General features: G+C 72.0%; 20 protein-coding genes, 4 tRNA genes and 1 other RNA gene. 13 read left to right on the forward strand and 12 right to left on the reverse strand.

Annotated features, from left to right (window positions below; all coding sequences use genetic code 11):
* Positions 1-26 precede the first annotated feature (26 nt).
* Positions 27-1,142 (forward strand): DUF4037 domain-containing protein, encoded by a 1,116-nt coding sequence (locus IE134_RS06985; RefSeq protein ID WP_030707636.1) that lies wholly within the window; start codon positions 27-29, stop codon positions 1,140-1,142.
* A gap of 87 nt (positions 1,143-1,229) precedes the next feature.
* Here IE134_RS06985 and IE134_RS06990 read toward each other — a convergent pair whose 3' ends face one another.
* From IE134_RS06990 to IE134_RS07000, 3 genes are all read right to left on the reverse strand, one after another.
* A complete protein-coding gene (locus IE134_RS06990) occupies positions 1,230-3,047 on the reverse strand; it encodes a lysyl oxidase family protein (RefSeq protein ID WP_030707638.1) in 1,818 nt (605 codons plus the stop codon).
* Between the two features lie 404 nt (positions 3,048-3,451).
* Positions 3,452-4,639: an outer membrane protein assembly factor BamB family protein gene (locus IE134_RS06995; RefSeq protein ID WP_229823359.1), complete on the reverse strand. Its 1,188-nt coding sequence runs from the start codon at positions 4,637-4,639 to the stop codon at positions 3,452-3,454.
* A 227-nt stretch (positions 4,640-4,866) separates the two neighbouring features.
* The gene (locus IE134_RS07000; RefSeq protein WP_189429861.1) at positions 4,867-5,451 is read right to left on the reverse strand and encodes a TetR/AcrR family transcriptional regulator; all 585 of its coding nucleotides are present in this window, start codon (positions 5,449-5,451) and stop codon (positions 4,867-4,869) included.
* Between the two features lie 162 nt (positions 5,452-5,613).
* Here IE134_RS07000 and IE134_RS07005 point away from each other — a divergent pair, with 162 nt between their 5' ends.
* From IE134_RS07005 to IE134_RS07015, 3 genes are all read left to right on the forward strand, one after another.
* Entirely contained in the window at positions 5,614-6,174 is a 561-nt protein-coding gene (locus tag IE134_RS07005) for a hypothetical protein (RefSeq protein WP_030707640.1), read from the forward strand.
* A 72-nt stretch (positions 6,175-6,246) separates the two neighbouring features.
* The gene (locus IE134_RS07010; protein WP_030707643.1) at positions 6,247-6,513 is read left to right on the forward strand and encodes a hypothetical protein; all 267 of its coding nucleotides are present in this window, start codon (positions 6,247-6,249) and stop codon (positions 6,511-6,513) included.
* Positions 6,510-7,763, forward strand: coding sequence for a damage-control phosphatase ARMT1 family protein (locus IE134_RS07015; RefSeq protein WP_189429864.1), 1,254 nt, complete (start codon positions 6,510-6,512; stop codon positions 7,761-7,763). Before IE134_RS07010 ends, IE134_RS07015 begins: the two co-directional genes overlap by 4 nt.
* 93 nt (positions 7,764-7,856) lie before the next feature.
* On the opposite strand, the gene IE134_RS07020 is transcribed toward IE134_RS07015, so the two are convergent.
* Positions 7,857-7,944, reverse strand: a tRNA-Ser gene (locus IE134_RS07020).
* Positions 7,945-8,076: 132 nt separating this feature from the next.
* Here IE134_RS07020 and ffs point away from each other — a divergent pair.
* The 6 genes from ffs (at position 8,077) to IE134_RS07050 (ending at position 16,717) form a co-directional block, all read left to right on the forward strand.
* Positions 8,077-8,173: signal recognition particle sRNA small type (ffs, locus tag IE134_RS07025), an RNA gene on the forward strand.
* Positions 8,174-8,231: 58 nt separating this feature from the next.
* A complete protein-coding gene (locus IE134_RS07030) occupies positions 8,232-10,526 on the forward strand; it encodes a DNA polymerase III subunit gamma and tau (RefSeq protein ID WP_189429866.1) in 2,295 nt (764 codons plus the stop codon).
* 135 nt (positions 10,527-10,661) lie between these two features.
* Complete coding sequence (gene purD, locus IE134_RS07035; protein ID WP_189429868.1) at positions 10,662-11,912, forward strand: phosphoribosylamine--glycine ligase; 1,251 nt, start codon at positions 10,662-10,664, stop codon at positions 11,910-11,912.
* A 372-nt stretch (positions 11,913-12,284) separates the two neighbouring features.
* Positions 12,285-14,003 carry a M48 family metalloprotease gene (locus IE134_RS07040; protein WP_098017872.1) on the forward strand — a complete coding sequence of 573 codons (1,719 nt, stop codon included), beginning with the start codon at positions 12,285-12,287 and terminating at the stop codon, positions 14,001-14,003.
* 260 nt (positions 14,004-14,263) lie between these two features.
* Positions 14,264-15,718 (forward strand): N,N-dimethylformamidase beta subunit family domain-containing protein, encoded by a 1,455-nt coding sequence (locus IE134_RS07045; RefSeq protein ID WP_030707653.1) that lies wholly within the window; start codon positions 14,264-14,266, stop codon positions 15,716-15,718.
* Between the two features lie 84 nt (positions 15,719-15,802).
* A complete protein-coding gene (locus tag IE134_RS07050) occupies positions 15,803-16,717 on the forward strand; it encodes a phosphoribosylaminoimidazolesuccinocarboxamide synthase (protein ID WP_030707656.1) in 915 nt (304 codons plus the stop codon).
* Between the two features lie 55 nt (positions 16,718-16,772).
* Here the strand turns inward: IE134_RS07050 and IE134_RS07055 are convergent.
* The 8 genes from IE134_RS07055 to IE134_RS07090 form a co-directional block, all read right to left on the reverse strand.
* Positions 16,773-16,848 (reverse strand) — tRNA-Gly (locus tag IE134_RS07055).
* A 23-nt stretch (positions 16,849-16,871) separates the two neighbouring features.
* On the reverse strand, positions 16,872-17,492 hold the full coding sequence (locus IE134_RS07060; protein ID WP_030707658.1) for a response regulator transcription factor: 621 nt from the start codon (positions 17,490-17,492) through the stop codon (positions 16,872-16,874).
* Positions 17,489-18,829, reverse strand: a complete 1,341-nt coding sequence (locus IE134_RS07065; RefSeq protein ID WP_098895236.1) for a sensor histidine kinase — start codon at positions 18,827-18,829, stop codon at positions 17,489-17,491. Before IE134_RS07065 ends, IE134_RS07060 begins: the two co-directional genes overlap by 4 nt.
* 1 nt (position 18,830) lies before the next feature.
* Positions 18,831-19,661, reverse strand: a complete 831-nt coding sequence (locus IE134_RS07070) for an ABC transporter permease (protein WP_030707662.1) — start codon at positions 19,659-19,661, stop codon at positions 18,831-18,833.
* On the reverse strand, positions 19,658-20,716 hold the full coding sequence (locus IE134_RS07075) for an ABC transporter ATP-binding protein (protein WP_098017881.1): 1,059 nt from the start codon (positions 20,714-20,716) through the stop codon (positions 19,658-19,660). Before IE134_RS07075 ends, IE134_RS07070 begins: the two co-directional genes overlap by 4 nt.
* Before the next feature lie 129 nt (positions 20,717-20,845).
* Positions 20,846-20,918 (reverse strand) — tRNA-Gly (locus IE134_RS07080).
* Between the two features lie 79 nt (positions 20,919-20,997).
* A tRNA-Gly gene (locus IE134_RS07085) sits at positions 20,998-21,069 on the reverse strand.
* Between the two features lie 183 nt (positions 21,070-21,252).
* The gene (locus IE134_RS07090) at positions 21,253-21,588 is read right to left on the reverse strand and encodes a histone-like nucleoid-structuring protein Lsr2 (RefSeq protein WP_030707665.1); all 336 of its coding nucleotides are present in this window, start codon (positions 21,586-21,588) and stop codon (positions 21,253-21,255) included.
* A 420-nt stretch (positions 21,589-22,008) separates the two neighbouring features.
* Here IE134_RS07090 and purS point away from each other — a divergent pair, with 420 nt between their 5' ends.
* The 3 genes from purS to purL are packed head-to-tail and all read left to right on the forward strand — an operon-like array spanning position 22,009 to position 25,183.
* Positions 22,009-22,260, forward strand: a complete 252-nt coding sequence (purS, locus tag IE134_RS07095; RefSeq protein WP_010056446.1) for a phosphoribosylformylglycinamidine synthase subunit PurS — start codon at positions 22,009-22,011, stop codon at positions 22,258-22,260.
* Positions 22,257-22,937, forward strand: coding sequence for a phosphoribosylformylglycinamidine synthase subunit PurQ (purQ, locus tag IE134_RS07100; protein ID WP_030707667.1), 681 nt, complete (start codon positions 22,257-22,259; stop codon positions 22,935-22,937). The genes purS and purQ overlap by 4 nt, the downstream gene beginning before the upstream one ends.
* On the forward strand, positions 22,934-25,183 hold the full coding sequence (purL, locus tag IE134_RS07105) for a phosphoribosylformylglycinamidine synthase subunit PurL (protein WP_189429870.1): 2,250 nt from the start codon (positions 22,934-22,936) through the stop codon (positions 25,181-25,183). The genes purQ and purL overlap by 4 nt, the downstream gene beginning before the upstream one ends.
* Positions 25,184-25,240: the final 57 nt, after the last annotated feature.

A 25,240-nucleotide genomic window follows, 5' to 3' on the forward strand; every position in this document is an offset into this window, starting at 1 on the left:
CCGCGCCCTCCCAGCACAGTGGGCGCATGACGACCCCCGCCCGCGCCTTCCTGCCCGGCCTCGAACTGTCCCGGATCCTCTACGAGGAAGCGGTGCGGCCGATCCTCGACGCGGAGTTCCCCGGGCTGCGGTACGCCGCGGCCCGGGTCGGCCCGGGCTCCGAGGTGCTCGGCTTCGACACCGCCCGGTCGGCGGACCATGAGTGGGGCCCGCGCCTGGATCTGTTCCTGCGACCGGCGGACGGGGACGCCCACGGGAAGCGGATCCACCGCTTGCTCGCCGAACGGCTGCCCAAGCAGGTACGCGGCTGGCCGACGCACTTCCGGCACCCCGAGCCGACGGACCCGGTCGGGCACATGGAGCTGACCGCCGGCCCGGTCGACCACCGTGTCTCGGTCGACGACGTAGGCGGCTGGCTGCACGGCCGACTGGGCCTGCACCCGCCCGGCCCCGGCGGGGAGCCCGGGGAACCGACGGTCCGGGACTGGCTGGCCATGCCGCAGCAGAAGCTGGCGGAGGTGACGGGCGGCGCGGTGTTCCACGACGGGGTGGGCGCGCTGACCCGGGCACGGCGGGAACTGGCCTGGTACCCGGAGCAGGTGTGGCGCTATCTGCTGGCCTGCCAGTGGCAGCGGATCTCCCAGGAGGAGGCGTTCGTCGGACGCTGCGCCGAGGTGGGGGACGACCTGGGATCCGCGGTCGTCGCGGGACGGCTGGTGCGTGACCTGATGCGCCTGTGCCTGCTCCTGGAGCGGGAGTACGCGCCGTACGGCAAGTGGCTGGGGAGCGCTTTCGCCCGGCTTCCCGGGGCTGATGACCTGCTGCCCTCGCTGCGGGGAGCCGTGACGGCAGGCGACTGCGCGACCCGTGAGCGGCACCTCTGCGACGCGTACGAGCGTGTGGCCGCGGCGCAGAACCGCACGGGCCTCGCCGAGGAGGTGGACCCGACGCGGCGGCCGTACCACAGCCGCCCGTTCCAGGTGCTGCACGCCGAACGCTTCGCCCACGCGCTGGCCCGCACCGTCACCGACCCGGACCTGCGGGACCTGCCGCTGACCGGGGGCGTGGACCAGTGGGCGGACAACACGGACTTCCTGGGGCGGCCGGAGGCTGTGCGGGCGGCGGTGGACGCGCTGGGCTGAGGCGGCGCGCACGCAGTCGGCCCCGGGAGGATTTCCCGGGGCCGACGGAGCGTACACATGGGCGAATCAACGCACCCCTGAAGGGGACTAGTTGGCGTTCACCAGTTCATGCGCGGGGACCTTCACGGTCCGGGCGCCCTTCTTGCCGCCGAGGACGACCTTGCGCAGGGCGCTGTTGTTCTTGTGGTTGGTCTCCTTGAGCCGGTTCTCCGGGTTGGCGAGGACCTGGATGTAGTACGTGCCGTTCGGCAGGCCCGTGATGTCGAAGGACTGGCCGGGCAGATCCTGGGTGTAGGTGTCACCGGAGCCGATGTCGAGCACCTCGCGGACGGAGATCGAGTTCTCCTGGCCGCACGCCGTGGACAGGTCGGTGTTGCCCGGGTGCCAGTTGGCGTTCTTCACCGTGTAGTCGACGGCGTCGGTGTTGGCCAGGCAGAACGCCTCCTTGCCGCTGCGCACCGACTCCTTCTTGTCGGCCTTCAGCAGCCGGTAGCTGGCGAAGTCCGTGAAGTGCCAGTGCTCGTGGCCGGGACGCGGGTCCCACTCCATGGTGCCGGTCGGGGTGTAGCCGACCTGCTTGCCCTTGGCGTCGTAGAAGTACTGGTACGCGTCCATCAGCTCCTTGCCCGGGGAGCGGAAGCCGTCCACGACGAGCTTGGCCGGGCCCGCGTTCCACACGTTGGCGCTGAAGGCGAGGTAGTCCTTGCCGGGCACGTCCTCGTAGCCGTCGCTGACGGTGATGCCGTACGCGGGCAGCGAGCGCAGGTCCGGCTTGGGCACGTCGGGGACGGTGGCCTTGCCGGTGGGCCGCTTGGCGTTGGGCTTGGCCCCCGGTGCCTGTCGCGACCCGTCGGTCTGCCCGGGGCGGTCGCCGACCTTGGCGGCCGAGAAGGCCTGCCGCTGGAGGGACTCCTTCTTCAGCGCCCAGGGCAGGGCGGGCGGAGCGGGCGGGTAGGGCCCGTGACCGACGTTGAACGTGGGGGTGGCGCCGGTGGTCCGGCCGGCGGGGGCCTCGGGCCGGGCGGGAGCGCCGTGCGCGGCGTGGGCGGAGGCGGCGGGCGCGTCGGCGGCCTGCTGGTGGCCTTCATGGCCGCCATGGCCTGCGTGCCCTGCGTGCCCTTGGGTTCCGGCAGCGGACTTGGCGGACTGGGGAGCGGCGCTGCGGGGTGCGGAGCCCGAGCCCTCCTCCTCTTCCCAACTGCGCTCGCGGACGGTCACCTTGACGGTCTGCGGCTTGTTGGCGATGCCGAAGAGGTCGCGGTACTTCTTCGTCACGGAGATCTTGGCGGTGTAGGTCCCGGCGGCCAGCTGGACCGGCTTGGCGTAGTACCCGGCGTAGGTGTTGGACGCCCAGCCGTTCTCCACGCCCCACACCGAGCCGAGGGTGAAGGGGTTCACCGGGCAGCTCTGCGGATACTTCGACTGGGCGGGAGCGTCCGGCCGGATCCGCCCGGAGGCGTTGTTGGGGCAGAAGGCCTCGGTCTGCTTCAGCACGGTCTTGCCGGCCGCGTCGGTGACGGAGACCTGCGCGAAGCCCGGCAGCCCGGAGAAGTCCTTCACGAGCCCGGCGGGAAGCGCCTTGGTCGTGGTCTTCTTCCCGTTCCGGAGCACCTGCGTGGCGACGACCGGATCCTTGTACGACTTACGGGTCACCTTGAGCTCGAAGGCGCCGTTCTCCGAGGTCAGATAGGTCCCGAGGTCGAGATAGACACCGGGATCGTCCTTCCACGAGTCGAGCGTCACCGACGTGGACGCGGCGATCAGGCTGAGCTTCGGCGTCGGCTCGGCCGTCTTGGCGTCGGGCGCGGCGGCGACGACACCCGCCGTCACGGCGACGGCCGCGGCGATGGCGATCGACGGGCGGGTCAGGCGGTGTGTGCGGCCCTGCTGTGGTCTGGTCATCATTCCTCGTACTTCCGGACTTCCGAGTGCGTGATGGAACGTGGACGAGCAGCACGGCCCCAACTCAACTCACCTGTGGCGAAGCTGTGTCCGGCCTATGAGAGGCGGACTCGGGTACTTCGGGTTGTCTCCGGTCCCCCGATTGGCGCAGGGTCGTCCGAAAAGTACCGCCCCAGCCTCCGCGCCGAAGCCGGGCGGGAAGCCCCGGCACCTTCATTGCGCAGCGGCTCTGCCGGACAGCGCCCCTCATCGCTTTTCGGCCAGGGGCCGGCAACGGACGGGCTCGTCTCGTGCGGCGTAAAGCCGTGGGTGGATCGCACGAGGAGGTATCGCACGGGAGGTTCGGCCACGGGACGGGCAAGGGGGTGGCGTCCGGGCCGTGGTGCCCCGAAGCCACCCCCCAGGGCTCACTGCCCGTACGCGACCAGCAGGTTGGTGGCCGGGACCACGACGAGCCCGCCGCCGGCTCCGAGACCGGTCAGCGGCTGGGAAACGTTGTGCTCGTCGGGCTCGTTGATCGGCGCGCCGACATCGGTGGACCAGACGGACTGGCCGGTGGCCCCGTTGAGGGCCCACAGCTGACCGCTCAGCGAGCCGACGTAGACGTAGCCGTTGACGACGATCGGCGCCGTGCTGATCCGGCCGTCGCCCTGGAACGTCCAGCGACTGGCGAGGGTGCGGCTGTGCCGCTCCTGCAGCACGCCGTCATCGACGAAGTAGCCCTGGCGTCCGTCGAAGGCGGGCGCCGGCGACCATCCGTTGGCCGGATAGGTGCCGCGGACCTTCCCGTCGGCGACGTTGAGCACCGAAGGGGCGTCGCCGCTGCCGTCGCGGGTCCAGACACCGCCGTCGGCGACGACCGGGGTGCGGCCACCACCGCCGGAGCAGTCGGTCCGGCGGTCCCAGACCGGACCGCCCGACGCCGGTTCGAAGGCGTAGGTCCGACTGCAGGCGTACGAGACGTAGACCCCGTTCGCCGTGACGGCGGGCGAGCTCATGTCCCCGTTCTGGACGGGACGCGTCCACCGCACCGTCCCGTCGGCGGCGTTCACCGCGTACAGGGTGCCGCCCGAACCGGCCCCTCCGGTGTACACGACACCGCCGGAGAAGGTGGGCGGGGAGGTGAAGGACCACTGGTCCGGCAGCGCGACGGTCCAGAGCACTGCCCCGGTGGCCGGATGGAAGGCCGTCAGCACACCGTCGGGGTTCTGGGCGTAGAGCCGCCCGCCCCCGTACGCGAGCGCGGACCACCAGTAGGTGCCGCCCAGGTCGACCGGCTCCCAGGCGTTCTCGCCGGTGTCCGCGTCGAGGGCGTGCAGGACGGTGCCGTACCCGTCCGGCGAGGCGACGGTCACGAAGACCCGACCGCCCGCCACGACGGGATAGGAGACGCTCCCGCCCAGGTCACGGGACCATTTCCGGCTGAGCGGCGGAGCACCCACGCCGGAATCGACGAGGCTTCCATCGTGCCGTGCGTTGATCTGGTAGGTGGTCGAGGAGCCGGTCTGCGCCGACTGCGCGCCGACCGGCGTCACGAAGGTGACTGCCGCCAGCGCCGCACCGAACAGCACGGCAACGGTTCTTCGAAGCTTCACTCAGGTGTCCCCCATCATCCGGCACCGCCACGCGCGATGCGCACCGGGCGGGCCAGACGCGGATCCGCTGACCCGTCTCCGTTCTCCATGGTCCACGACCGAGGAGTCAACCGCCGCTGATTTAAGGCCAGTTGATTGTCAGCGGACAGGCCGGTACGTCGACCGGTTGTCCGGCGATCGCCGGACCGGCGGTCACGCAGACCGCGGAGGTACGGAGCCGGAGACGCTCAGGCGCCCCGTGTCCGCAGGATCCCCTCGACGCCCAGGAGGAAGGTCTCGGCGATCGGCTTCGGGTCGGAGAGGCAGCCGGCGGCCATGGCGCCGTCGCGGAGCATGACGAGGTGCCGGCCGGCTCCCTCGGCGGGCTCGTCGCCGACCTGCGCCAGCAGTTCGGTGACGGTCTCCAGGAACCACTGGCGGTGGGCCAGGACGGCCTGGTGGATGGGGTGGGCGGCGTCGGCGTATTCCGCCGCCGCGTTGAGGAAGGCGCAGCCGCGGAACCCGGGACTCTGAATGCCTCCGGTGATGAACCGGGCGACCGCCCGGACCGCGTCGGCCGCCGACCCCTCGCCCGCCCGCGCGGCCTCGATGCCCGCCCGGATGCCGCGGTCGGCCTGGTCGAGGTAGGCGAGGACGAGCTCTTCCTTGCCGGTGAAGTGCCGGTACAGCGTGGCGCGGGTGACCTGCGCCTCCGCGATGATCCGGTCGACGCCGACGGAGTGGATGCCCTCCGCGTAGAAGATCCTCGTCGCCGTGTCGAGCAGCCGGGCCCGCGCCGCCGACGTGCTGCCCCTTCCCGTGCCTTCGCTCATGCGGCCAGATTACCGCAAGGATGAAGGAGAACGTTCGGTCTTGACAGAGCGCCCCCCGCCCCCTTCTCATGGTGAATAAGACCGAACGTTCTCCCTCTCGCATGGGTGGCCTCCGGTGCCCAGCCGATCGCCGTGAACTCGGCTTTCCTGAAAGGAACTTCCATGGACACCCTCGTCGGTACCCCTCCCACCACCAGCGTCCCCACCACCCTGCGCAAGCTGTACTTCCTGCGCTTCGGGTTCGCGGCGGGCTGGGCCGCCCTGCTGTTCGCGACCGCCGACACGCTGGGCACGCTCACCGCCACCCTGCTGGTGATCTATCCCCTGTTCGACGTGGCCTGCGCGGTCGTCGACACCCGGTCTGCCCGGACGAACGGCCAACCAGCCCGCGCCCTGTACGCGAACATCGCGCTCAGCGCCCTCACCGGCATCGGGCTTGCCGTCGCGGCCACCTCCGGCATCCCCGCCGTCCTGCGGATCTGGGGCGCCTGGGCGATCGCCGCGGGCATGGTCCAACTCGTCGTCGGCCTCGCGCGACGCCACCTGGGCGGCCAGTGGGCGATGATCGCCAGCGGCGGCATCTCCACGCTCGCCGGTGCCTCGTTCATCGCCCAGGCGGGCCAGGACGGCGCCTCCCTGACCAGTCTGGCCGGCTACGCCTTCCTGGGCGGCGTCTTCTTCCTCGTCTCCGCACTCCGCCTGCGCGATGAGCACGGCCGGTAGCCCGCCGACCCGCGCGGTACGGCCGGAACCGGGCGAGCGGCCCCGGCCCGCCCCGGGTGGCATCCTGCACCCATGCGAACCGGAACCGGTCTGACCGAGAAGAACCTGCGGCGGCTTCTCAACGAGTGGGATCCGATCGGCGTCGCCGACGAAGTGCCCGACGAGTACGACTGCATGCTCGCGCCTCTCCTCGGGAGGCTCCGCCGTGGCGCGGACCATGCGGAGATCGCCGCGTTCCTGCGGACCGAACTGGTGGAGCACTTCGGCCTCACCCCCATACCGTCGGAGCTCGAGGCGGTGGCCACCCGCTTGATGGCCCTGAAGGCCGAAGACGCATGAGCGGCGAGCGAGAGGCCCGGACCATGGCGGAGAAGACGCTCCACACCACGGATGACGGCGTCGGCAGCGGACCACGCCGGGCCCCCGGACAGTCCGCACAGGTCATCCTGAGCAACGAGCCCGGCTCGTTCGCCTGGAGCGTCCTGGCCAACCGCCATCCGGCGTTGATCCAGCAGGTACGGGACGCCTTTCCGTATGGCCCCCGCCAGCACCGGGCACTCGACGCCCTGCTGGAGCAGAACAACAACGGAGTGATCGAACCGCTCGCCCCCTCGGAGTCCGATCACGAGCAGTGGTCGGCCTGGGGGCGGGAGTTCTTCGGACGATCCTGGTTCGACGCCCCGTTCCTCTGGGCGGAGAGCTACTTCTACCGCAGGCTCCTCGACGCCATCGGATACTTCGGTACGGGCCCGTGGCGGGGCGTCGACCCCTTCGCTCCCTTCAAGCAGGCCGAGCTTCGCGGTACGGCGGTGGGCGAGGAGCTCCGCGCCCTGGACGCGCTCGCCGACGTACCGGCCGACGAGCGAGCCACGGCCCTGCTCCGCGCCTCGGTCTGGGGCAACCGAGCGGACCTGGGCTTCCGCGTCACGGAGAAGGGTGCGGCACCCGACGCTGCCGTCGATGACCTGGTCGCCGACGACAGCGCTCTGCTCTGGCACCTCCTGCCCGCCGGAGCCGACGCCACGGTCGCCGTGGTGGCCGACAACGCGGGGCGGGAGCTGATCCCGGACCTGATCCTCATCGACCACCTCCTCCTGCATCGCCACGCCGAGCGGATCGTGCTCCACGTGAAGCCCTACCCGTACTACGTCTCCGACGCGATGACGGCCGACGTGGTCGACTGCCTGCGCCGCTTGGTGGAGGCACCCGGCGAGGCGGGCCGCATCGGAAGCCGCCTCTGGGACGCCATGGCGACGGGGCGCCTGGAGGTCCGGGCCCATCCGTTCTTCTGCGCCCCGCTGCCGTACGAGGAGATGCCGGCGGACTTGCGGGCGGAGTTCGCGTCGGCCGCCGTGACGATCCTGAAGGGCGACCTCAACTACCGCCGTCTGGTAGGCGATCGGACGTGGGACGCGACGGCCCCGTTCGCCGACCGCACGGCGTACTTCCCCGGGGCGGTGGCGGCGCTGCGCACACTGAAGTCCGACGTGATGGTGGGGCTGGAGCAGAAGACGCTGGACGCTCTGGAACGGTCCGGCGCGGCTTGGCGGACGAGCGGTACGCATGCCTTGATCCAGGTGCGCGGGTAGATCCGGTCTCCCGAGCCGAGCCACCCACGCTGAACGTCGAAGGCCCCCGCAGCAAGCTGCGGGGGCCTTCGACGTATTGCCCGGTGAGAGCAATGGCGGAGGATACGAGATTCGAACTCGTGAGGGGTTGCCCCCAACACGCTTTCCAAGCGTGCGCCCTAGGCCACTAGGCGAATCCTCCGCCGCAAACAATACAAGACGTTTGAGGGTGCTCGCGAACACGATCCCCGGAGATCGTCCGGAGACGGTCCGCAGGTCGTTCGCCGGGGGCGGGCGGGTGGACCGGAGGGGGTGGGGATCCGCTAAGGTGGGCGTCAGCCCCTCACGTGGCGCTATCTGACTGAACTCCCCCAGGGCCGGAAGGCAGCAAGGGTAGGTTGGCTCTGGCGGGTGCGTGGGGGGCCCTTTGCGTTCACCGCGAGGTGCCTGTGGGGTCGGGTGTCAGTCCGCCCCGATAACCTCGTAGGTGTGTCGTCCCTTGCGCTGTACCGCCGCTACCGCCCCGAGTCGTTCGCCGAGGTCATCGGTCAGGAGCATGTCACTGACCCGCTCCAGCAGGCCCTGCGGAACAACCGGGTCAATCACGCGTACCTGTTCAGCGGGCCGCGCGGCTGTGGAAAGACGACCAGCGCGCGCATCCTCGCCCGCTGTCTGAACTGCGAGCAGGGGCCCACACCGACCCCGTGCGGGGAGTGCCAGTCCTGCCAGGACCTCGCGCGGAACGGGCCGGGGTCCATCGATGTCATCGAGATCGACGCCGCGTCCCACGGTGGTGTGGACGACGCCCGTGATCTGCGCGAGAAGGCGTTCTTCGGGCCCGCCTCCAGTCGTTACAAGATCTACATCATCGACGAGGCGCACATGGTCACCCCGGCGGGCTTCAACGCCCTGCTGAAGGTGGTCGAGGAGCCGCCGGAGCACCTCAAGTTCATCTTCGCGACGACCGAGCCCGAGAAGGTCATCGGGACGATCCGGTCGCGTACGCACCACTATCCGTTCCGGCTGGTGCCGCCCGGCACCCTGCGCAGCTATCTCGCCGAGGTGTGCGGGCGGGAGAACAGCCCGGTCGAGGACGGCGTCCTTCCGCTCGTCGTGCGCGCCGGGGCCGGGTCCGTGCGTGACTCGATGTCCGTCATGGACCAGCTGCTGGCCGGGGCGGGCGACGACGGTGTGACGTATGCCATGGCCACCTCGCTCCTCGGGTACACCGACGGCTCCCTCCTCGACTCGATCGTCGACGCCTTCGCCGCCGGCGACGGGGCCGCCGCCTTCGAGGTCGTGGACCGGGTCATCGAGGGCGGCAACGATCCGCGTCGGTTCGTGGCCGATCTCCTGGAGCGGCTGCGGGATCTGGTGATCCTCGCCGCCGTGCCCGATGCGGGGGAGAAGGGGCTCATCGACGCCCCCGCCGACGTCGTCGAGCGCATGCAGGCCCAGGCCTCCGTCTTCGGCGCCGCCGAGCTCAGCCGCGCCGCCGACCTCGTCAACGACGGGCTCACGGAGATGCGCGGCGCCACCTCGCCGCGCCTCCAGGTCGAGCTGATCTGCGCCCGGGTCCTGCTGCCCGCCGCCTACGACGACGAGCGGTCGCTGCAGGCCCGGCTCGACCGGCTGGAGCGCGGGGCCTCGGCCGCCGCTGCCGGTGCGTTCGCAGCCCCGCCCGTCGGTGCCGCGCCCATGGGGTACGTGCCGGGCCCCGACGCCCATGTGCCGCAGGGTCATGCCGCCCAAGGCCCCGCGCCCATGGCCCCCGCCGGTCCGGACGCCGCCCGTGCCGCCGCGCGGGGCGAGGCGCCGCCCGCTGCTCCGGCGGCCTACGCACCGCCCCCCGCCCCGGCCGCCTACGCACCGCCCCCCGCCGAGCCCGCCCCGCAGGCCCCCCCGGCGCCTGCCCCCGAGTCCGGCCAGCGGCCCGGTTCCTGGCCCGCCGCCGCAGGGGCCGGATCCGGAGCCGGAGCCGGGGAGCAGGCCCGTCGGCCCGGTGGCTGGCCCACCGCGTCCGCCCCCGGCAGCGGACCGGCCCCCGCCGCCACCCCGCCGCCCGCCGCGGCTCCGGTCGCTCCGGCGGCTCCCGCCGCACCGGCCGCGCCCGAGGGCGGGCAGAACATGGCCCAGGGCGCCGCCCAGGTGCGGAACATGTGGCCCGACATCCTGGAGGCGGTCAAGAACCGCCGCCGCTTCACCTGGATCCTGCTCAGCCAGAACGCCCAGGTCGCCGGGTTCGACGGGACGACGCTCCAGCTCGGCTTCCTCAACGCGGGCGCCCGCGACAACTTCGCCAGCAGCGGCAGCGAGGAGGTCCTGAAGCAGGCCCTCGCCGAGCGCTTCAACGCCCAGTGGCGCATCGAAGCGGTCATCGACCCCTCCGGTGGCGGCGGGATGCCCCCGCAGGCCGGTGGCGGTGGCGGACGTCCCGCCCCGCAGTACCAGCCCGCCCCGGCGGCCCCCGCCGCGCCGGTCGCGTACGAGCCCCGGCCCCAGCACGCGCCCCCGCAGCAGTCCGCGCCCGCGCCGCAGGGGCAGCCCGCCCCGTCGGCCCAGCAGCCGCCTCCCGCCGCGCCGCCGCAGGGCCGGGATGCCGCGCCCGCCCCCGAGGCTTCTCGCAGTTCGTACGGGGCCGAGCCGCCACGCTCCGTCTCCCCTGAGGACGACGTTCCGGAGGACGACGATCCGGATCTCGTCGACTCCGCGCTCTCCGGCCACGACCTGATCGTCCGCGAGCTCGGCGCCACGGTGATCGACGAGTTCGCCAACGAGCAGTGAGGCAGCCCCCACCCTCAGGCGCCGGCCGTCCTCCGGCCACCCACCGGCGGCCGACCGGGCTCGCCGCGCCCGGCGGTGCGTCCACCCACCGGCGGCCGTCGGGGCTCCCCCTGCCCGGCGGCTAGGCTGCATCCCGTGAAGGTCCTCGTCATCGGCGGCGGCGCCCGCGAACACGCCCTGTGCCGCTCTCTGTCCCTCGACCCCGACGTCACCGCTCTGTACTGCGCCCCCGGCAACGCCGGCATCGCAGAGGTGGCCGAACTGCACCCGGTCGACGCGCTCGACGGTGACGCCGTCGCGCGCCTCGCGACCGAGCTGGGCGCCGGGCTGGTGGTCGTCGGCCCGGAGGCGCCGCTCGTCGCCGGGGTCGCCGACGCCGTGCGCGCGGCCGGCATCCCCTGCTTCGGCCCCTCCGGCGAAGCAGCGCAACTGGAAGGCTCCAAGGCGTTCGCCAAGGACATCATGGCGGGCGCCGGGGTCCCCACCGCCCGCAGCTACGTCTGCACCACCCCCGCCGAGATCGACGAGGCCCTCGACGCCTTCGGCGCCCCCTACGTCGTCAAGGACGACGGCCTCGCGGCCGGCAAGGGCGTCGTCGTCACCGAGGACGTGGACGTGGCCCGCGCCCACGCGCTCTCCTGCGACCGCGTGGTCATCGAGGAGTTCCTCGACGGCCCCGAGGTCAGCCTCTTCGCGATCACCGACGGCACCACCGTCGTGCCGCTCCAGCCCGCCCAGGACTTCAAGCGCGCCCTGGACGGCGACGAGGGCCCGAACACCGGCGGCATGGGCGCCTACTCGCCGCTCCCGTGGGCCGACCCCAAGCTGGTCGACGAGGTCCTCGAAACCGTCCTCCAGCCGACCGTCGACGAGCTGCGCCGCCGGGGCACCCCCTTCTCCGGGCTGCTCTACGCGGGCCTCGCGATCACCTCGCGCGGCGTCCGGGTCATCGAGTTCAACGCCCGCTTCGGCGACCCGGAGACCCAGGTCGTCCTGGCCCGGCTGAAGACCCCGCTGGCCGGTGTCCTGCTCGCCTCCGCCAACGGCACCCTCGACGTCCTCCCGCCGCTGAACTGGCGCGACGACGCCGCCGTCACCGTGGTCATCGCCTCGCACAACTACCCGGACACCCCGCGCACCGGCGACCCGATCGACGGGCTCGCGGACGTCGCGGCACAGGATGCGCCCGACGCGTACGTCCTGCACGCCGGGACCCGCGCCGAGGGTGACGCGGTGTTCAGCGCGGGCGGCCGGGTGCTCTCGGTGACCGCGACCGGCAAGGACCTCACGGCGGCCCGGGAGCGCGCCTACACCGCGCTCGGCCGGATCCGCCTGGACGGCTCCCAGCACCGTACGGACATCGCTCTGAAGGCCTCTCAGGGCTGACCGCACCCCGGGTCGCCCTCCCGCAGCCCGCACACGCCCCCGGGCCCCGCAGCCCCTCGCACCCGCCCCCCCCGCACGCCACCGGCGTACGCGGCAGGCGCGAGGGGCTGTCCCGTGCCACCAGCCCGTTCCCCGGCCTGCCCCATGGGCGCGAACACGTCAGCAGCTTTGCCCAAAGCCATTCCATCGGGTGACGACTGGGCTATCCGGATGACGGCCGCCGGACCCCCAACTAGGGTGCGGCGCAAGCGTTCCGGCACTTGGCCCACCGGCATTGCGATGTCGGTGACGGGTGCCACAGTGGGGGAGTGAGCTACACCGCCGCGAGGGCCAAGAGGGCCGCGATGAGGGCAGAGGGGGTGACGTCCGGCCGTGTCCGGTATCGACGTGGGTGAGGAGCTGGGTGCGCGGGCCGCGCAGGCCCGGGCGCTCGCCCTGCTGCGGATCCGCAGCAGGGCCCTGGCCGTGGCGATCCTGCCCGCGGCCGTCGCCGTCGTGCTGTTCGCGGCGGACGCGCAGGGGCATCTGGCCGGTCCGGCCTGGGACGCCGTGCGCTGGACGCTCCTCGGCGTCGCGGTCGTCGTGCTGCTGGTGACCGTCCTGGTCGCCGTCTCCGTGGCCCGCGCGCGGCCCGCCATGAGTCCGACCGTCCCCGTGCCGGAGGAAGGCGCCCCCGACCTCTACCGCCTGGTCCGCGACCTGGCGGACCGGCTCGACGTGCCCGCGCCCTCGGCCATAGCGCTGACCCCGGACTGCGACAGCTGGCTGGAGGACCGGACGCACCGCGCGCTCCGGAAGGGCCCGGGAGCCTCGCTCCGGAAGGGCCCGGGAGCCTCGGCGGAGGCCGCGGACACCGCCCCCGTCCTGGTCATCGGCTCGCCGTTCCTGTGGTGGATGCGGGTCGCCGAGCTCCGCGCGGTCCTCGCCCCCGTCGTGGCGGGCACGGGCCCGTCCGCGCATCCCGACATAGCCGCCGCCCGCCGCTTCGTCCGCGGTCTGGACGCCGCGATCGCCGATGCCGCCGCTCCAGGGCGGGGCCCGGTGCGCGGGGCGCCGCTCGCCTTCGCCGGCTGGGTCGCCCGGCTGCTGCTGCGGGCCTGCCGGGGCCATGCCGCCGAGATGGAGCGGTGTGTGGCGGCCGCCGCGTCCATGCGGGCCCAGACGGTCGACTACGGGCTGCGCATCGCCGCCCAGGAACAGGTCGGTCTCGCCTACGCCGGCTGGGACCGGCTGCTGACCCGGGTGGCGCTGCCCGCCTGGCGGATGGGCCGCTGGCCCTCCCGGCTGGACGCCGGGGTCGTCTCCGCGCTCACCGAGCTCTCCCGCCGGGACCGCTTGGCGGACGGCTTCGCCCTGCGCCTGGGCGAGCGGCCCGCGTGCGATCTGCTGGAGGAGCCCGGGGTGGCCGACGAGGCCGCGTCCCTGCTCGCCGCCCGGCTCTTCCACGGCGGCCCCGCCGAGAGCGGTCCGGGCTGGGCGCCGGTGGACTGGCAGCAGTATCCCGACGAGGTCGTCGACCGGAAGTGGCGCAGCGAGGCGGCCCGGCTGCACCGCGTCCTGGACACCCTGGGTGTCCCCCGGGCCTCCGCCGCCGACCCGGCCGTCCCCACGCTGGCCCGGGTGATGGAGCACCTGTCCGGTGCCGGCGGGCCCGGGGGCCCGGGCGAGGCGCTCGCGGCGGGCATCGGCGCCGCGGTCGCCCGGGAGGAGGCCGAAGCCCCGGGACACGGCGGAGGCCAGGGGCAGGGCGGACAGGTGCAAGGAGCCGCGGGGAGCGGCCCGGCCGACGACCCCCTCGACCTCTGGGGTCCTGGCCCGCTGCCCCTCTTCCCGCTCCAGCCGCCGCGTACGGGCACAGAACTGCTCGCCGACCACGTCGCGGCCATGGTCTGCTGCGCGGCCGTCGACACGGCGGGCGCGGCCCCCGGCCTGGACTGGCTGGACGGCCCCGCGCTGCTCGTCGGCGGTGAGCGGCGGGCGGACCTCGCGGCTCCGGTCCTCAGCCTCGTGGAGGACGGCGATCCGGACCCGCTGCTGTCCTGGCTGGCCGAGGTGGGGGTGCGCTCCGACAAGCCGGTCCGGCTGGTGTGACCGCGTACGGGATGTACAGGTCCGGGGCGCGCCGCCCCGAGGCCGTGCCCCGGACCCGAAGCCACAGCCCGAACAGGGGGCGTCCGGAGTGCGGAGTGCGCTGTTCGGAAGGAATGGTTCCGTTCCCGTCAATTCGCGACGAAGGGTGACGGGCTGCGTGCGTTATGTGATGTGCTGGGGATCGGCGCTGACATTCGGCGCACCAGAGTTGTCCGGGGGGTCGCCCGAGTCGTGCGGGTGATCCGAGGGAGGGGCGCGGCATGGGGGCGGAGCAGATTCGCCGGTGGGAGTCGGGTGCCCTCGCGCACGCGGTGAGCGATCCCTTCGGCCAGGGCCCGCTGCCCTGGCTGCGCGGCAGTGAGACCTACTTCGACGACACCGGCCAGGTCGTCCCCTGGTACGCCGACCTCGCCCGCTCCACCGGCGGCGGCACCCGGACCGCCGACGACGTGCACCGCCAGATCAAGGGCTTCGTCTCGCCCGGCGCGGCGGCCCCCGGCGAGGCCATCGACTTCCACATCACCGTGGACCCGCCCCAGCAGTTCTCCGTCGACGTCTACCGGATCGGTCATTACGGCGGCGACGGGGCGTCCAAGATCACCACGAGCCCGCGGCTCTCCGGCATCGTCCAGCCCCCGCCGCTCGCCGCCGACCGGACCGTCTCCTGCCACCACTGGTGGATGTCCTGGCGGCTCCAGATCCCGAGCTACTGGTCGGTCGGCGCGTATGTGGCCGTCCTGACCACGGCCGACGGCTACCGCTCGCACATCCCTTTCACCGTGCGCCACGACCACCCCGCCGATCTGCTGCTCCTGCTGCCCGACATCACCTGGCAGGCGTACAACCTCTACCCGGAGGACGGCCGCACCGGCGCCAGCCTCTACCACGCGTGGGACGAGCGGGGCCGGCTGCTCGGCGAGGAGGACGCCGCCGTCACGATCTCCTTCGACCGCCCGTACGCCGGATCGGGCCTGCCGCTGCACGTGGGGCACGCGTACGACTTCATCCGCTGGGCCGAGCGGTACGGCTACGACCTCGCCTACGCCGACGCCCGCGACCTGCACGCGGGCCGCGTCGACCCCAGCCGCTACCGGGGCCTGGTCTTCCCCGGCCACGACGAGTACTGGTCACTGCCGATGCGCCGGGCCGCCGAGCGCGCCCGGGACTCCGGTACCTCGCTCGTCTTCCTCTCCGCCAACACCATGTACTGGCAGGTGGGCCTCGCCCCCTCCGCGTCCAACGAGCCCGACCGGCTGCTGACCTGCCGCAAGCGCCGGGGGCCCGGGAAGTCCGCCCTGTGGCGCGAGGTGGACCGGCCCGAGCAGCAGCTCCTGGGCATCCAGTACGCGGGCCGGGTCCCCGATCCCCGCCCGCTCGTCGTGCGCAACGCCGAGCACTGGCTCTGGGACTCCACGGGCGCGGTCGAGGGCGACGAGATCCCGGGCCTGGTCGCCGGCGAGGCCGACCGCTACTTCCCGCGCACCAGCCTGCCCGAGCACGACACCAGGATCCTGCTCGCGCACTCCCCGTACGAGGACTCCGAGGGCGCGACCCGCCACCAGGAGACCTCGCTCTACCAGGCCCCTTCCGGCGCCCTCGTCTTCGCCTCCGGCACCTTCGCCTGGTCCCCGGCCCTGGACCGCCCCGGACACACCGACCCGCGGATCCAGCGGGCCACCGCCAACCTGCTCGACCGGATCTGCAAGCGCGACTGACCGAAGGCCGGGCCCCGGGCGAAGAACGGGCTGCGGATACGGGACAATCGGAACCGCTCCTGGATCAATCTACGCGGAGGCACCGTGTCCGGTTTTGTAGAAAAGCCCGAGCCCGTACAGGTTCCGGGCCTCACCCACCTGCACACCGGCAAGGTGCGTGACCTGTACCGGAACGAGGCGGGCGACCTCGTGATGGTCGCCAGCGACCGTATCTCCGCGTACGACTGGGTCCTGCCGACCGAGATCCCCGACAAGGGCCGCGTTCTCACCCGGCTCTCGCTCTGGTGGTTCGACCAGCTCGCCGACCTCGTCCCCAACCACGTCATCTCGACCGAGCTGCCCCCGGGCGCCCCGGCCGACTGGGCGGGCCGCACCCTCATCTGCAAGTCGCTGCGCATGGTCGAGGTCGAGTGCGTGGCCCGCGGCTATCTGACCGGCTCCGGGCTCGTCGAGTACGACGCCACCCGTACGGTCTGCGGCATCGGTCTCCCCGAAGGCCTGGTCAACGGGTCCGAGCTGCCCGGCGCGATCTTCACCCCGGCCACCAAGGCGGCCGTCGGCGACCACGACGAGAACGTCAGTTACGAGGACGTCGCCCGCGAGGTCGGTGTGGAGACCGCCGCGGAGCTGCGGCGCACCACGCTCGACGTCTACCGCCGGGCCCGGGACATCGCGCACGAGCGCGGGATCATCCTGGCCGACACCAAGTTCGAGTTCGGCTTCGAGACCACCGAGGACGGGACCGAGCGGCTGATCATCGCCGACGAGGTGCTGACCCCGGACTCCTCCCGCTTCTGGCCCGCCGCCACCTACGAGCCCGGCCGCGCGCAGCCCAGCTACGACAAGCAGTTCGTGCGCGACTGGCTGACCTCGCCGGCCTCCGGCTGGGACCGGAAGAGCGAGCAGCCGCCCCCGGCGCTGCCGCAGGAGATCGTGGACGCGACCCGCGCCAAGTACATCGAGGCGTTCGAGGTGCTGACCGGCACCAGCTGGGCGTAACGACCCGCGGACACGGAGAAGGCCCCGGACCGAAAGGTCCGGGGCCTTCATCTCGTGGAGCGGACGACCAGGTTCGAACTGGCGACCTCAACCTTGGCAAGGTTGCGCTCTACCAACTGAGCTACGTCCGCAGTACGCCGAAGCGCGATGCCTACTATACCCATCCTCGCTCGCGTGCGAGACGCACTGCCGTATGCCGGTTCTCCGCACCGATCTTGGAGGCGGCCGAGGAGAGGTAGTTGCGTACGGTCCCCTGGGACAGCGAGGCCCGCTCGGCGATCTCCGCGACCGGCGCCCCGTCCGCCGCCAGTTCGAGCACCTCGGCCTCCCGGGCGGTCAGCGGGGAGTCCCCGGCGGAGATCGCGTCGGCCGCCAACTCCGGATCGACGTAACGGTTTCCGGCGTGGACGGTACGGATGATCTCGGCGAGCCTGCGGGCGCTGACCGTCTTCGGGACGAATCCGCGTACGCCGGCGGCCAGGGCCCGCTTCAGATGCCCGGGGCGGCCGTGGCTGGTCACGATCATGGTGCGGCAGTGGGGCAGTTCGGCCCGCAGCGATGTGGCGACCTTCACACCGTCCGCGCCCGGCATCTGGAGATCCAGGACGGCGACGTCGGGCCGGTGCGCCAGAGCCATCGCCAGGGCCTCGGGACCGCTCGCCGCCTCCGCGACCACGACGAGGTCCTCCTCCAGGGCGAGCAGCGCGGCCAGCGCCCCTCGGATCAGGTGCTCGTCGTCGGCCAGCAGTACGCGCAGAGGCCGCTCGGTGGTCATCGTTCCTCCGGGAGGGCGGAAGGGGCATCGGAAGGGGGAGAGAGGGAGGGGCGGCCGCCCGGCTCCGGCCGGCCGGCCGTGAGCGGCACCGTCGCCGTCACCCGGAACAGATCGTCCCCGGCCGGTCCCGCGGTGACGGTGCCGCCGAGCGCCCCTAGCCGTTCGCGCAGCCCGGCCAGGCCCGAACCGCCGCCGTCGCCCCCGCCGCCGAGCGGATCCGTGGCGCCGGCCCCGTCGTTCTCGACCTCCAGGACCACCGCGTCCCGCGTCCGGGTGAGCCGGATCGAGCAGTGGGTCGGATCGCCGTGGCGCAGGACGTTCGTCGCGGTCTCGCGCACCACCCAGCCGAGCGCCGCCTGGACGGCGACCGGAGCCCCGATACCGGCCGGGCCGTCCGCACCCTCGACGGTGACGGAGATCCCGGCGGCCTGCAACACGCCCCGCGCGCCCATGAGTTCGGTGGGCAGATCGGCCTCCCGGTAGCCGCGCACGACATCGCGGACCTCCTGCTGCGACGCCCGGGCGATCCGCTGCACCTCGACCATCTGGTCCACCGCCGCCGGGTTCCCGCGCTGGGCCAGTTCCACGGCCAGCTCGCTCTTCAGGGCGATCACCGACAGGTTCCGGCCCAGCACGTCGTGCATGTCCCGGCCGAACCGCAGCCGCTCCTCCGCCACCGCGAGGCGGGCCTGCATGTCCCGCGCCTCCTCCGCCTGCCACATCACGGACATGCTCCAGGCGCTCGGCCGGACCGAGGAGAGCACGAGCAGGATCACGACGAGCATCGAGAGGACCGCGCCGAAGAGCAGCCCCGCGGGCACCCCGACGGCCGCCAGCAGCCCCACCAGGACCACCGCGTAGACCGCGCAGTGCACCAGGTAGGTGCGGACGGGGACGAGGAGGACGTACGGGATGGCGAACGCCAGCGGCATGTCCAGCACCAGCAGGGCGAGACCCGCGTCCTTGAGGTCGGCCGTCGCCGCGAGCGCCACCATCAGGCCGGTCAACAGCGCGAGCAGCGCCGCCGGGAACCGCAGTCGCCGCACCGGGAAGGTCTCCGTGCCCCGGTGGTGGGCGAACGCGGCTCCCAGATGGCGGTTGCTCAGGACGCACAGGGCGGTGTTCACCGCGAAGAACGCCACGGCGAGGCCCGCCGGCACCGGGCCCTGACCCAGCACGGGGAGGAGCGGCAGCAGGCCCCACGAGACGAGGAAGACCCAGGGGAGCCCGGCGAGCGTGCCCCGGGTGTAGAGGTCGATGCGCTGGAGCTTGCTGCGCTCGTGCCAGCCGCGCCGCCAGCCCCGAACCCGACCGATCACGCCCCTCAGCCCCTTCATGTCAGCCCCGCGGGTCCCAGCGGAACCACCGTCGCACAGCAAACACCGCGAACGCGGTCCAGGCCAGCGCCGCCACGACGGCCGTGACCAGGTCGCCGCCCTCCACCCCGCCGAGCCAGCCGTGCCGTACGAGGGTCATCACGCCGGTCAGCGGCAGCAGTTCGAAGACGGCGGCCAGCTTGTCCGGGAAGACGTCCAGCGGGACGAAGATCCCGGAGGCGAAGAGCGAGACGAAGAACAGCGGCAGCGTGGTGAGCTGCGAGGTCTGGACCGTCCGGGTCACCGCGGAGGTCGCGGCGGCGAGCGCGGACATCATCACGAAGCCGACGAGCAGGCCCAGCAGGAACAGCTCCGGCCGCTTCGGCGCGGACAGGTCGAAGGCGATCGCGCCCGCCACGACGAGCAGCACGCTCTGGAGGACCGCCAGCGCGACGGAGGGCAGCGCCGTGGAGATCAGGATCTCCCGGTCGGTGACCTCGCCGGTGCGCAGCCGCTTGAGGACGAGTTCCTCGCGCCGGGTGACGTAACCGGTGACGAGGTTCATGTAGACGACCTGGACCAGCACGATGCCGATACCGCCGGTGAGGGCGGCGCCCGCGACGGAGAGTCCGGTGCCGGCGAGGTCGATCTGTTCGAGCGAGGCCCGGATCGAGAAGATCATCACGATCGGCAGCACCAGGGCCACGAAGATCGCGGACCGGTTGCGGATCAGCAGGATCAGCTCGGCACGGGCGAGGGCGTTCAGCCGCCGGAAGGAGGCGGACCGGCCGGAGGGGGAGGGGGACCGCTCGGGTGCCGTGCGGCCGTCCGCGAGGGCGGTGGGCGTGGTCATGCCGTCACCTTCTTCGTCTCGTTCGGGGTGCTGCCGTCGGCGGACCCGTGCCGGGGTCCCACCCTGCGCGGGTCGTCGGCCCGCGAGCGGAGCTGGGTGTTCGCGATCTGCAGGAACGCCTCCTCCAGCGAGGCGGAGCGGGCGTCGAGCCCGAGCAGTTCCACGCCCGACTCCCTGGCCCAGCCGAGGAGTTCGTGCAGGGACTCCTGGAGCGTGGGGGTGCGGATCTCCACCCGCTGCCCGTCCGCCCCGGCCTGGAGCGAGAGCGGAATGTGGGCGGCCGGTACGCCGTCGGGGAGGGTGAAGCGGATCCGGGCCGGGTGCGCGGCGGTGACCTCGGCCGTCGTCCCGGTCGTCACGATCTGTCCCTGGTGCATGATCGCCAGCCGGTCCGCGAGGGACTCGGCTTCCTCCAGGTAGTGGGTGGTCAGCAGGACGGTCGTGCCGGACTCCCGGAGCGCCCGGATCAGGTCCCAGGTGTCGCGCCGCCCCTCGGCGTCCAGTCCGGTGGTCGGTTCGTCGAGGAAGAGCACCTCGGGCCGCGAGGTGAGGGCCAGGGCCAGGTCCAGGCGCCGCTTCTCGCCGCCGGACAGCTGCTTGACCCGCACCTTGGCCCGGCTGCTGAGGCCGACCATCTCCAGGGCCTCGGCGGCGGGGCGGGCGCCGGTGGTGCACTCCGACCACATCCGCGCGGTCTCCAGCACGGTGAGGTCGGAGGGGAAGCCGCCCTCCTGGAGCATGACGCCGGTACGGGGGCGGACGGCGGCGCGTTCGCGGTACGGGTCGTGGCCGAGGACCTTGATGGTCCCGGAGGTCGGGAGGGCCAGTCCTTCGAGGAGTTCCACGGTGGAGGTCTTGCCCGCGCCGTTCGTCCCGAGGAGGGCGAACAGCTCGCCGCGGGCGACGGAGAAGGAGACGCCGGAGACGGCCTCGAAGCCGTCCTTGTAGCTGCGGCGAACCCCGTCCACCGCGATCACCGTCTCCGTCGTCACGGCTCCCGCGAGCGGGAACGTGCCACCGTCGCGTCGGTCGCTGAGAATGTCGTCGCTGGTCATGCTTCCAGAGTTCCGCCGGATCGGGCCCGGGAGCAGTGCGCGCTGTCATCACTGCTCATGACAAACGTCATGGGGTGGCGGAAGAACGCCAAAGGCCCCGATCGAAAACGATCGGGGCCTTTGCCTCTGAGCGGACGACCAGGTTCGAACTGGCGACCTCAACCTTGGCAAGGTTGCGCTCTACCAACTGAGCTACGTCCGCAGTGCAGCCACTCGGCTTTCACCGGTGGAGCGAGCACCACTCTACCTGATCCCACGAAGTGGTCAGAAGAGTCGTGCAGAGCGGGTGACAGGAATTGCACACTGCGCCTTCCCCCTGGAAGGGGGCTGTTCTACTACTGAACTACACCCGCACGCTGCGTGGGATTCGGCTTTGCGGCCTCGCCCCTCGGCGTGTTCCAGACTCTATCCGACCTGCGGGGGTGTCGCGCAAGTCGGCTCCCCGCGGAGCTCGGTGGGCGGGTCCGCGAGGACGGCCGACGAGCCGTCCGGCGGTCCGCCCGGGGCCGCCTGACGGGGCGTCGTACGGCGTCGGCTCAACCCGCCGCGGCGAACGCCTCGTAGACCTTCTTCGGGATGCGGCCGCGGGCCGGCACGTCCATCCGGTGCGAGCGGGCCCAGGCGCGGACGGCCGCCGGGTCCGGGGCGAGGGAGGTGTGGCGGTAGGCCGTGGGCGTCCTGCCGTGCTTACTGGCATTTGTCTGCTTTCGGCCGGCGGCCACGTAAGGCGCCAGGGTCTTCCGCAGTTTCTTCGCGTTGGCGGGATTGAGGTCGATCTCGTACGTCTTCCCGTCCAGGGCGAAGGCCACCGTTTCCGCCGCCGCTCCCCCGTCGATGTCGTCGGAGAGTGTCACCACAACGCGCTGAGCCACGGATATCGGTCCTTTCCTGCGGCACCGGCGCGTTCTGCGTGCGCGGATGCCGGCCTTCCGGCTGCCGGGCGGGCGGAAGCGGATCGACGAGATGTCGACTGTTCCGTTGTCCCCGGGGCAATGGTGCTTTCCCCGGTAATCATTTGTACAGCGGCGGGTACCGCATTGTGAAGCCCAGCCAATTACGTGCGCGTGTCCGTGTGCAATCCGTGTGCAATCCGGGCGGGTTTTTTCCAGAGCTTTTCCGTGCGGTGTCGTGGCCGATATACGGACGTGATCTACGCACCGCCCTCACCAGGGCCGTCCCGCCCGATATCTACCCGCGTAGAAATTTTGGCCAGGTACGCTGAGTGGACCCGCGGGGGTCTGGGGAACCCCCCGGAGAGACAGCCGCACCACACCACCACACCGGGAGTGCCAGTGGCACGCGTCGTAGTCGACGTCATGCTCAAGCCCGAGATCCTCGACCCGCAGGGACAGGCGGTGCAGCGCGCACTGCCCCGTCTCGGCTTCGAGGGAATCGCGGACGTTCGTCAGGGAAAGCGTTTCGAGCTGGAGGTCGAGGGGCCGGTCGACGACGCCGCCCTCGCCCGTATTAACGAGATGGCCGAGACGTTCCTCGCCAACACCGTCATCGAGGACTTCGTCGTGAAGGTGGAGGAGGAGAAGTGACCACCCGTATCGGCGTCGTCACTTTTCCCGGCACCCTCGACGATCAGGACGCCCTGCGCGCCGTCCGTATCGCGGGCGCCGAGCCCGTATCCCTGTGGCACCGCGACAAGGACCTGCACCAGGTCGACGCGGTCGTCCTGGCCGGCGGTTTCTCCTACGGGGACTACCTCCGCGCCGGTGCCATCTCCCGCTTCTCGCCGGTGATGGAAACCCTCATCGAGCAGGCGAAGGCCGGGATGCCGGTCCTCGGCATCTGCAACGGTTTCCAGATCCTGACCGAGGCGCACCTGCTGCCCGGCGCGATGCTGCGCAACAACCACCTCCACTTCATCTGCCGCGACCAGACGTTGCGGGTGGAGAACGCGGAGACCGCCTGGACCTCGGACTACAGCGCCGGTCAGGAGATCAGGGTCCCGCTCAAGAACATGGACGGCCGGTACACCGCCGACGAGCGCACGCTCGACGAGCTGGAGGCCGAGGGCCGCGTCGCCTTCCGCTACCTGCACGGCAACCCCAACGGCTCGCTCCGCGACATCGCGGGCATCACCAACGCCGCGGGCAACATCGTCGGCCTGATGCCGCACCCGGAGCACGCCGTGGAGCCGCTCATCGGCACCGGCCGCACCGACGGCCTCGGTTTCTTCACCTCGATCATCAAGAAGCTGGTCAACGCATGAGCCTGGATACGGTCAAGCACGCGGCCGAGACCCCGGACGCCGCGCAGCCCTGGAAGGAGCTCGGCCTCAAGGAGGACGAGTACGCCCGGATCCGCGAGATCCTGGGCCGCCGTCCCACCGGCGCCGAGCTCGCCATGTACTCCGTGATGTGGTCCGAGCACTGCTCGTACAAGAGCAGCAAGGTCCACCTCAAGCAGTTCGGCGAGAAGGTCCCCGCCAACGACGCGATGCTCGTCGGCATCGGCGAGAACGCGGGCGTCGTCGACGTCGGCCAGGGGTACGCGGTCACCTTCAAGGTCGAGTCGCACAACCACCCCTCGTACATCGAGCCCTACCAGGGCGCGGCCACCGGCATCGGCGGCATCGTCCGCGACATCCTCGCGATGGGCGCCTGCCCGGTCGCGGTCGTCGACCCGCTGCGCTTCGGCGCGGCCGACCACCCCGACACCAAGCGCGTCCTGCCGGGCGTCGTCGCGGGCATCGGCGGCTACGGCAACTGCCTCGGCCTGCCCAACATCGGCGGCGAGGTCGTCTTCGACTCCTGCTACCAGGGCAACCCGCTGGTCAACGCCGGCTGCATCGGCGTGATGAAGCACGAGGACATCCACCTCGCGCAGGCGTCGGGCCCCGGCAACAAGGTCATCCTGTACGGCGCCCGCACCGGCGGCGACGGCATCGGCGGCGTCTCCGTGCTGGCGAGCGAGACCTTCGAGTCGACGGGCCCCGCCAAGCGCCCCGCCGTCCAGGTCGGCGACCCGTTCCAGGAGAAGCTCCTCATCGAGTGCACCCTGGAGATCTTCAAGGAGAAGCTCGTCGCGGGCATCCAGGACCTCGGCGGCGCCGGGCTCTCCTGCGCCACCAGCGAGCTGGCCTCCGCCGGTTCCGGTGGCATGCGCGTCGAGCTGGACACCGTGCCGCTGCGCGACTCCTCCCTCTCGCCCGAGGAGATCCTCATGAGCGAGTCGCAGGAGCGCATGTGCGCGATCGTCGAGCCGCAGCACGTGGACCGCTTCCTGGAGATCTGCGAGAAGTGGGACGTCATCGCCACCGTCATCGGTGAGGTGACCGACGGTTCCCAGCTGGAGATCTTCTGGCACGGCGAGCAGATCGTCGACGTCCCGCCGCGCTCGGTCGCCCACGACGGCCCGGTCTACCACCGCCCGTTCGCCCGGCCGTCCTGGCAGGACGCGCTCCAGGCGGACGACGCGGGCAAGCTCGCCCGCCCGGCGAACGCCGCCGAGCTGCGCGAGCAGGTCCTCAAGCTGGTCGCTTCCCCGAACCAGGCGTCGAAGTCCTGGATCACCGACCAGTACGACCGCTTCGTGCAGGGCAACACCGTCCTCGCGATGCCCGAGGACGCGGGCATGGTCCGCATCGACGCCGAGTCGAACCTGGGCGTGGCGCTGGCGACCGACGGCAACGGCCGGTACGCCAAGCTCGACCCGTACACCGGCGCGCAGCTCGCGCTGGCGGAGTCGTACCGCAACGTCGCCGCCTCCGGCGCCAAGCCGCTGGCCATCTCGGACTGCCTGAACTTCGGTTCTCCCGAGGACCCGGACGTCATGTGGCAGTTCGCCGAGGCCACGCGCGGTCTCGCGGACGGCTGCCTGGAGCTGGGCACCCCGGTCACCGGCGGCAACGTCTCGCTGTACAACCAGACCGGTGAGACGGCGATCCACCCGACGCCGGTCGTGGCCGTGCTCGGTGTGATCGACGACGTGAACCGGCGTACGCCCGTCGCCTTCGCGGAAGAGGGCCAGCTCCTCTACCTGCTGGGCGACACGGCCGAGGAGTTCGGCGGCTCGGCCTGGTCCGAGGTCGTCCACCAGCACCTCGGCGGCCTGCCGCCCAAGGTGGACCTGCCCCGCGAGAAGCTGCTCGCGGAGATCCTCATCTCGGGCTCGCGCGACGGCATGATCGACGCCGCGCACGACCTGTCCGACGGCGGCCTGATCCAGGCGGTCACCGAGTCCTGCCTGCGCGGCGGGAAGGGCGCCCGGCTGGTCGTGCCGGACGGCCTGGACGCGTTCACGTTCCTCTTCTCCGAGTCGGCAGGCCGCGCGGTCGTCGCGGTCCCGCGCAGCGAGGAGCTCCGCTTCACCGACATGTGCGGGGCGCGCGGTCTGCCCGTCGCCCGCATCGGTGTCGTGGACGGCGAGGAGATCGAGATCCAGGGCGAGTTCAGCATCCCGCTGAGCGAGCTCCGTACGGCGCACGAGGCGACGATCCCCGCGCTGCTCGCCTGAGCCGCGCCGACCGGCGTTTCACGAAGCCCCCTCCCGGGCCGTCCGGGCGGGGGCTTC

It is taken from the genome of Streptomyces rubiginosohelvolus (genome assembly GCF_014649875.1).
Lineage (GTDB): Bacteria > Actinomycetota > Actinomycetes > Streptomycetales > Streptomycetaceae > Streptomyces > Streptomyces rubiginosohelvolus.

Excerpts from the sequence above, each read along its gene's own strand:
- IE134_RS07070 (WP_030707662.1), bottom strand. The coding sequence starts at position 19,661 with ATGACCACGCCCACCGCCCTCGCGGACGGCCGCACGGCACCCGAGCGG.
- IE134_RS07045 (WP_030707653.1), top strand. The coding sequence starts at position 14,264 with ATGGGGGCGGAGCAGATTCGCCGGTGGGAGTCGGGTGCCCTCGCGCAC.
- IE134_RS07015 (WP_189429864.1), top strand. The coding sequence starts at position 6,510 with ATGAGCGGCGAGCGAGAGGCCCGGACCATGGCGGAGAAGACGCTCCAC.
- IE134_RS07010 (WP_030707643.1), top strand. The coding sequence starts at position 6,247 with ATGCGAACCGGAACCGGTCTGACCGAGAAGAACCTGCGGCGGCTTCTC.
- IE134_RS07005 (WP_030707640.1), top strand. The coding sequence starts at position 5,614 with ATGGACACCCTCGTCGGTACCCCTCCCACCACCAGCGTCCCCACCACC.
- IE134_RS07065 (WP_098895236.1), bottom strand. The coding sequence starts at position 18,829 with ATGAAGGGGCTGAGGGGCGTGATCGGTCGGGTTCGGGGCTGGCGGCGC.
- purL (WP_189429870.1), top strand. The coding sequence starts at position 22,934 with ATGAGCCTGGATACGGTCAAGCACGCGGCCGAGACCCCGGACGCCGCG.
- IE134_RS06990 (WP_030707638.1), bottom strand. The coding sequence starts at position 3,047 with ATGATGACCAGACCACAGCAGGGCCGCACACACCGCCTGACCCGCCCG.
- IE134_RS06985 (WP_030707636.1), top strand. The coding sequence starts at position 27 with ATGACGACCCCCGCCCGCGCCTTCCTGCCCGGCCTCGAACTGTCCCGG.
- IE134_RS07000 (WP_189429861.1), bottom strand. The coding sequence starts at position 5,451 with ATGAGCGAAGGCACGGGAAGGGGCAGCACGTCGGCGGCGCGGGCCCGG.
- IE134_RS07075 (WP_098017881.1), bottom strand. The coding sequence starts at position 20,716 with ATGACCAGCGACGACATTCTCAGCGACCGACGCGACGGTGGCACGTTC.
- IE134_RS07060 (WP_030707658.1), bottom strand. The coding sequence starts at position 17,492 with ATGACCACCGAGCGGCCTCTGCGCGTACTGCTGGCCGACGACGAGCAC.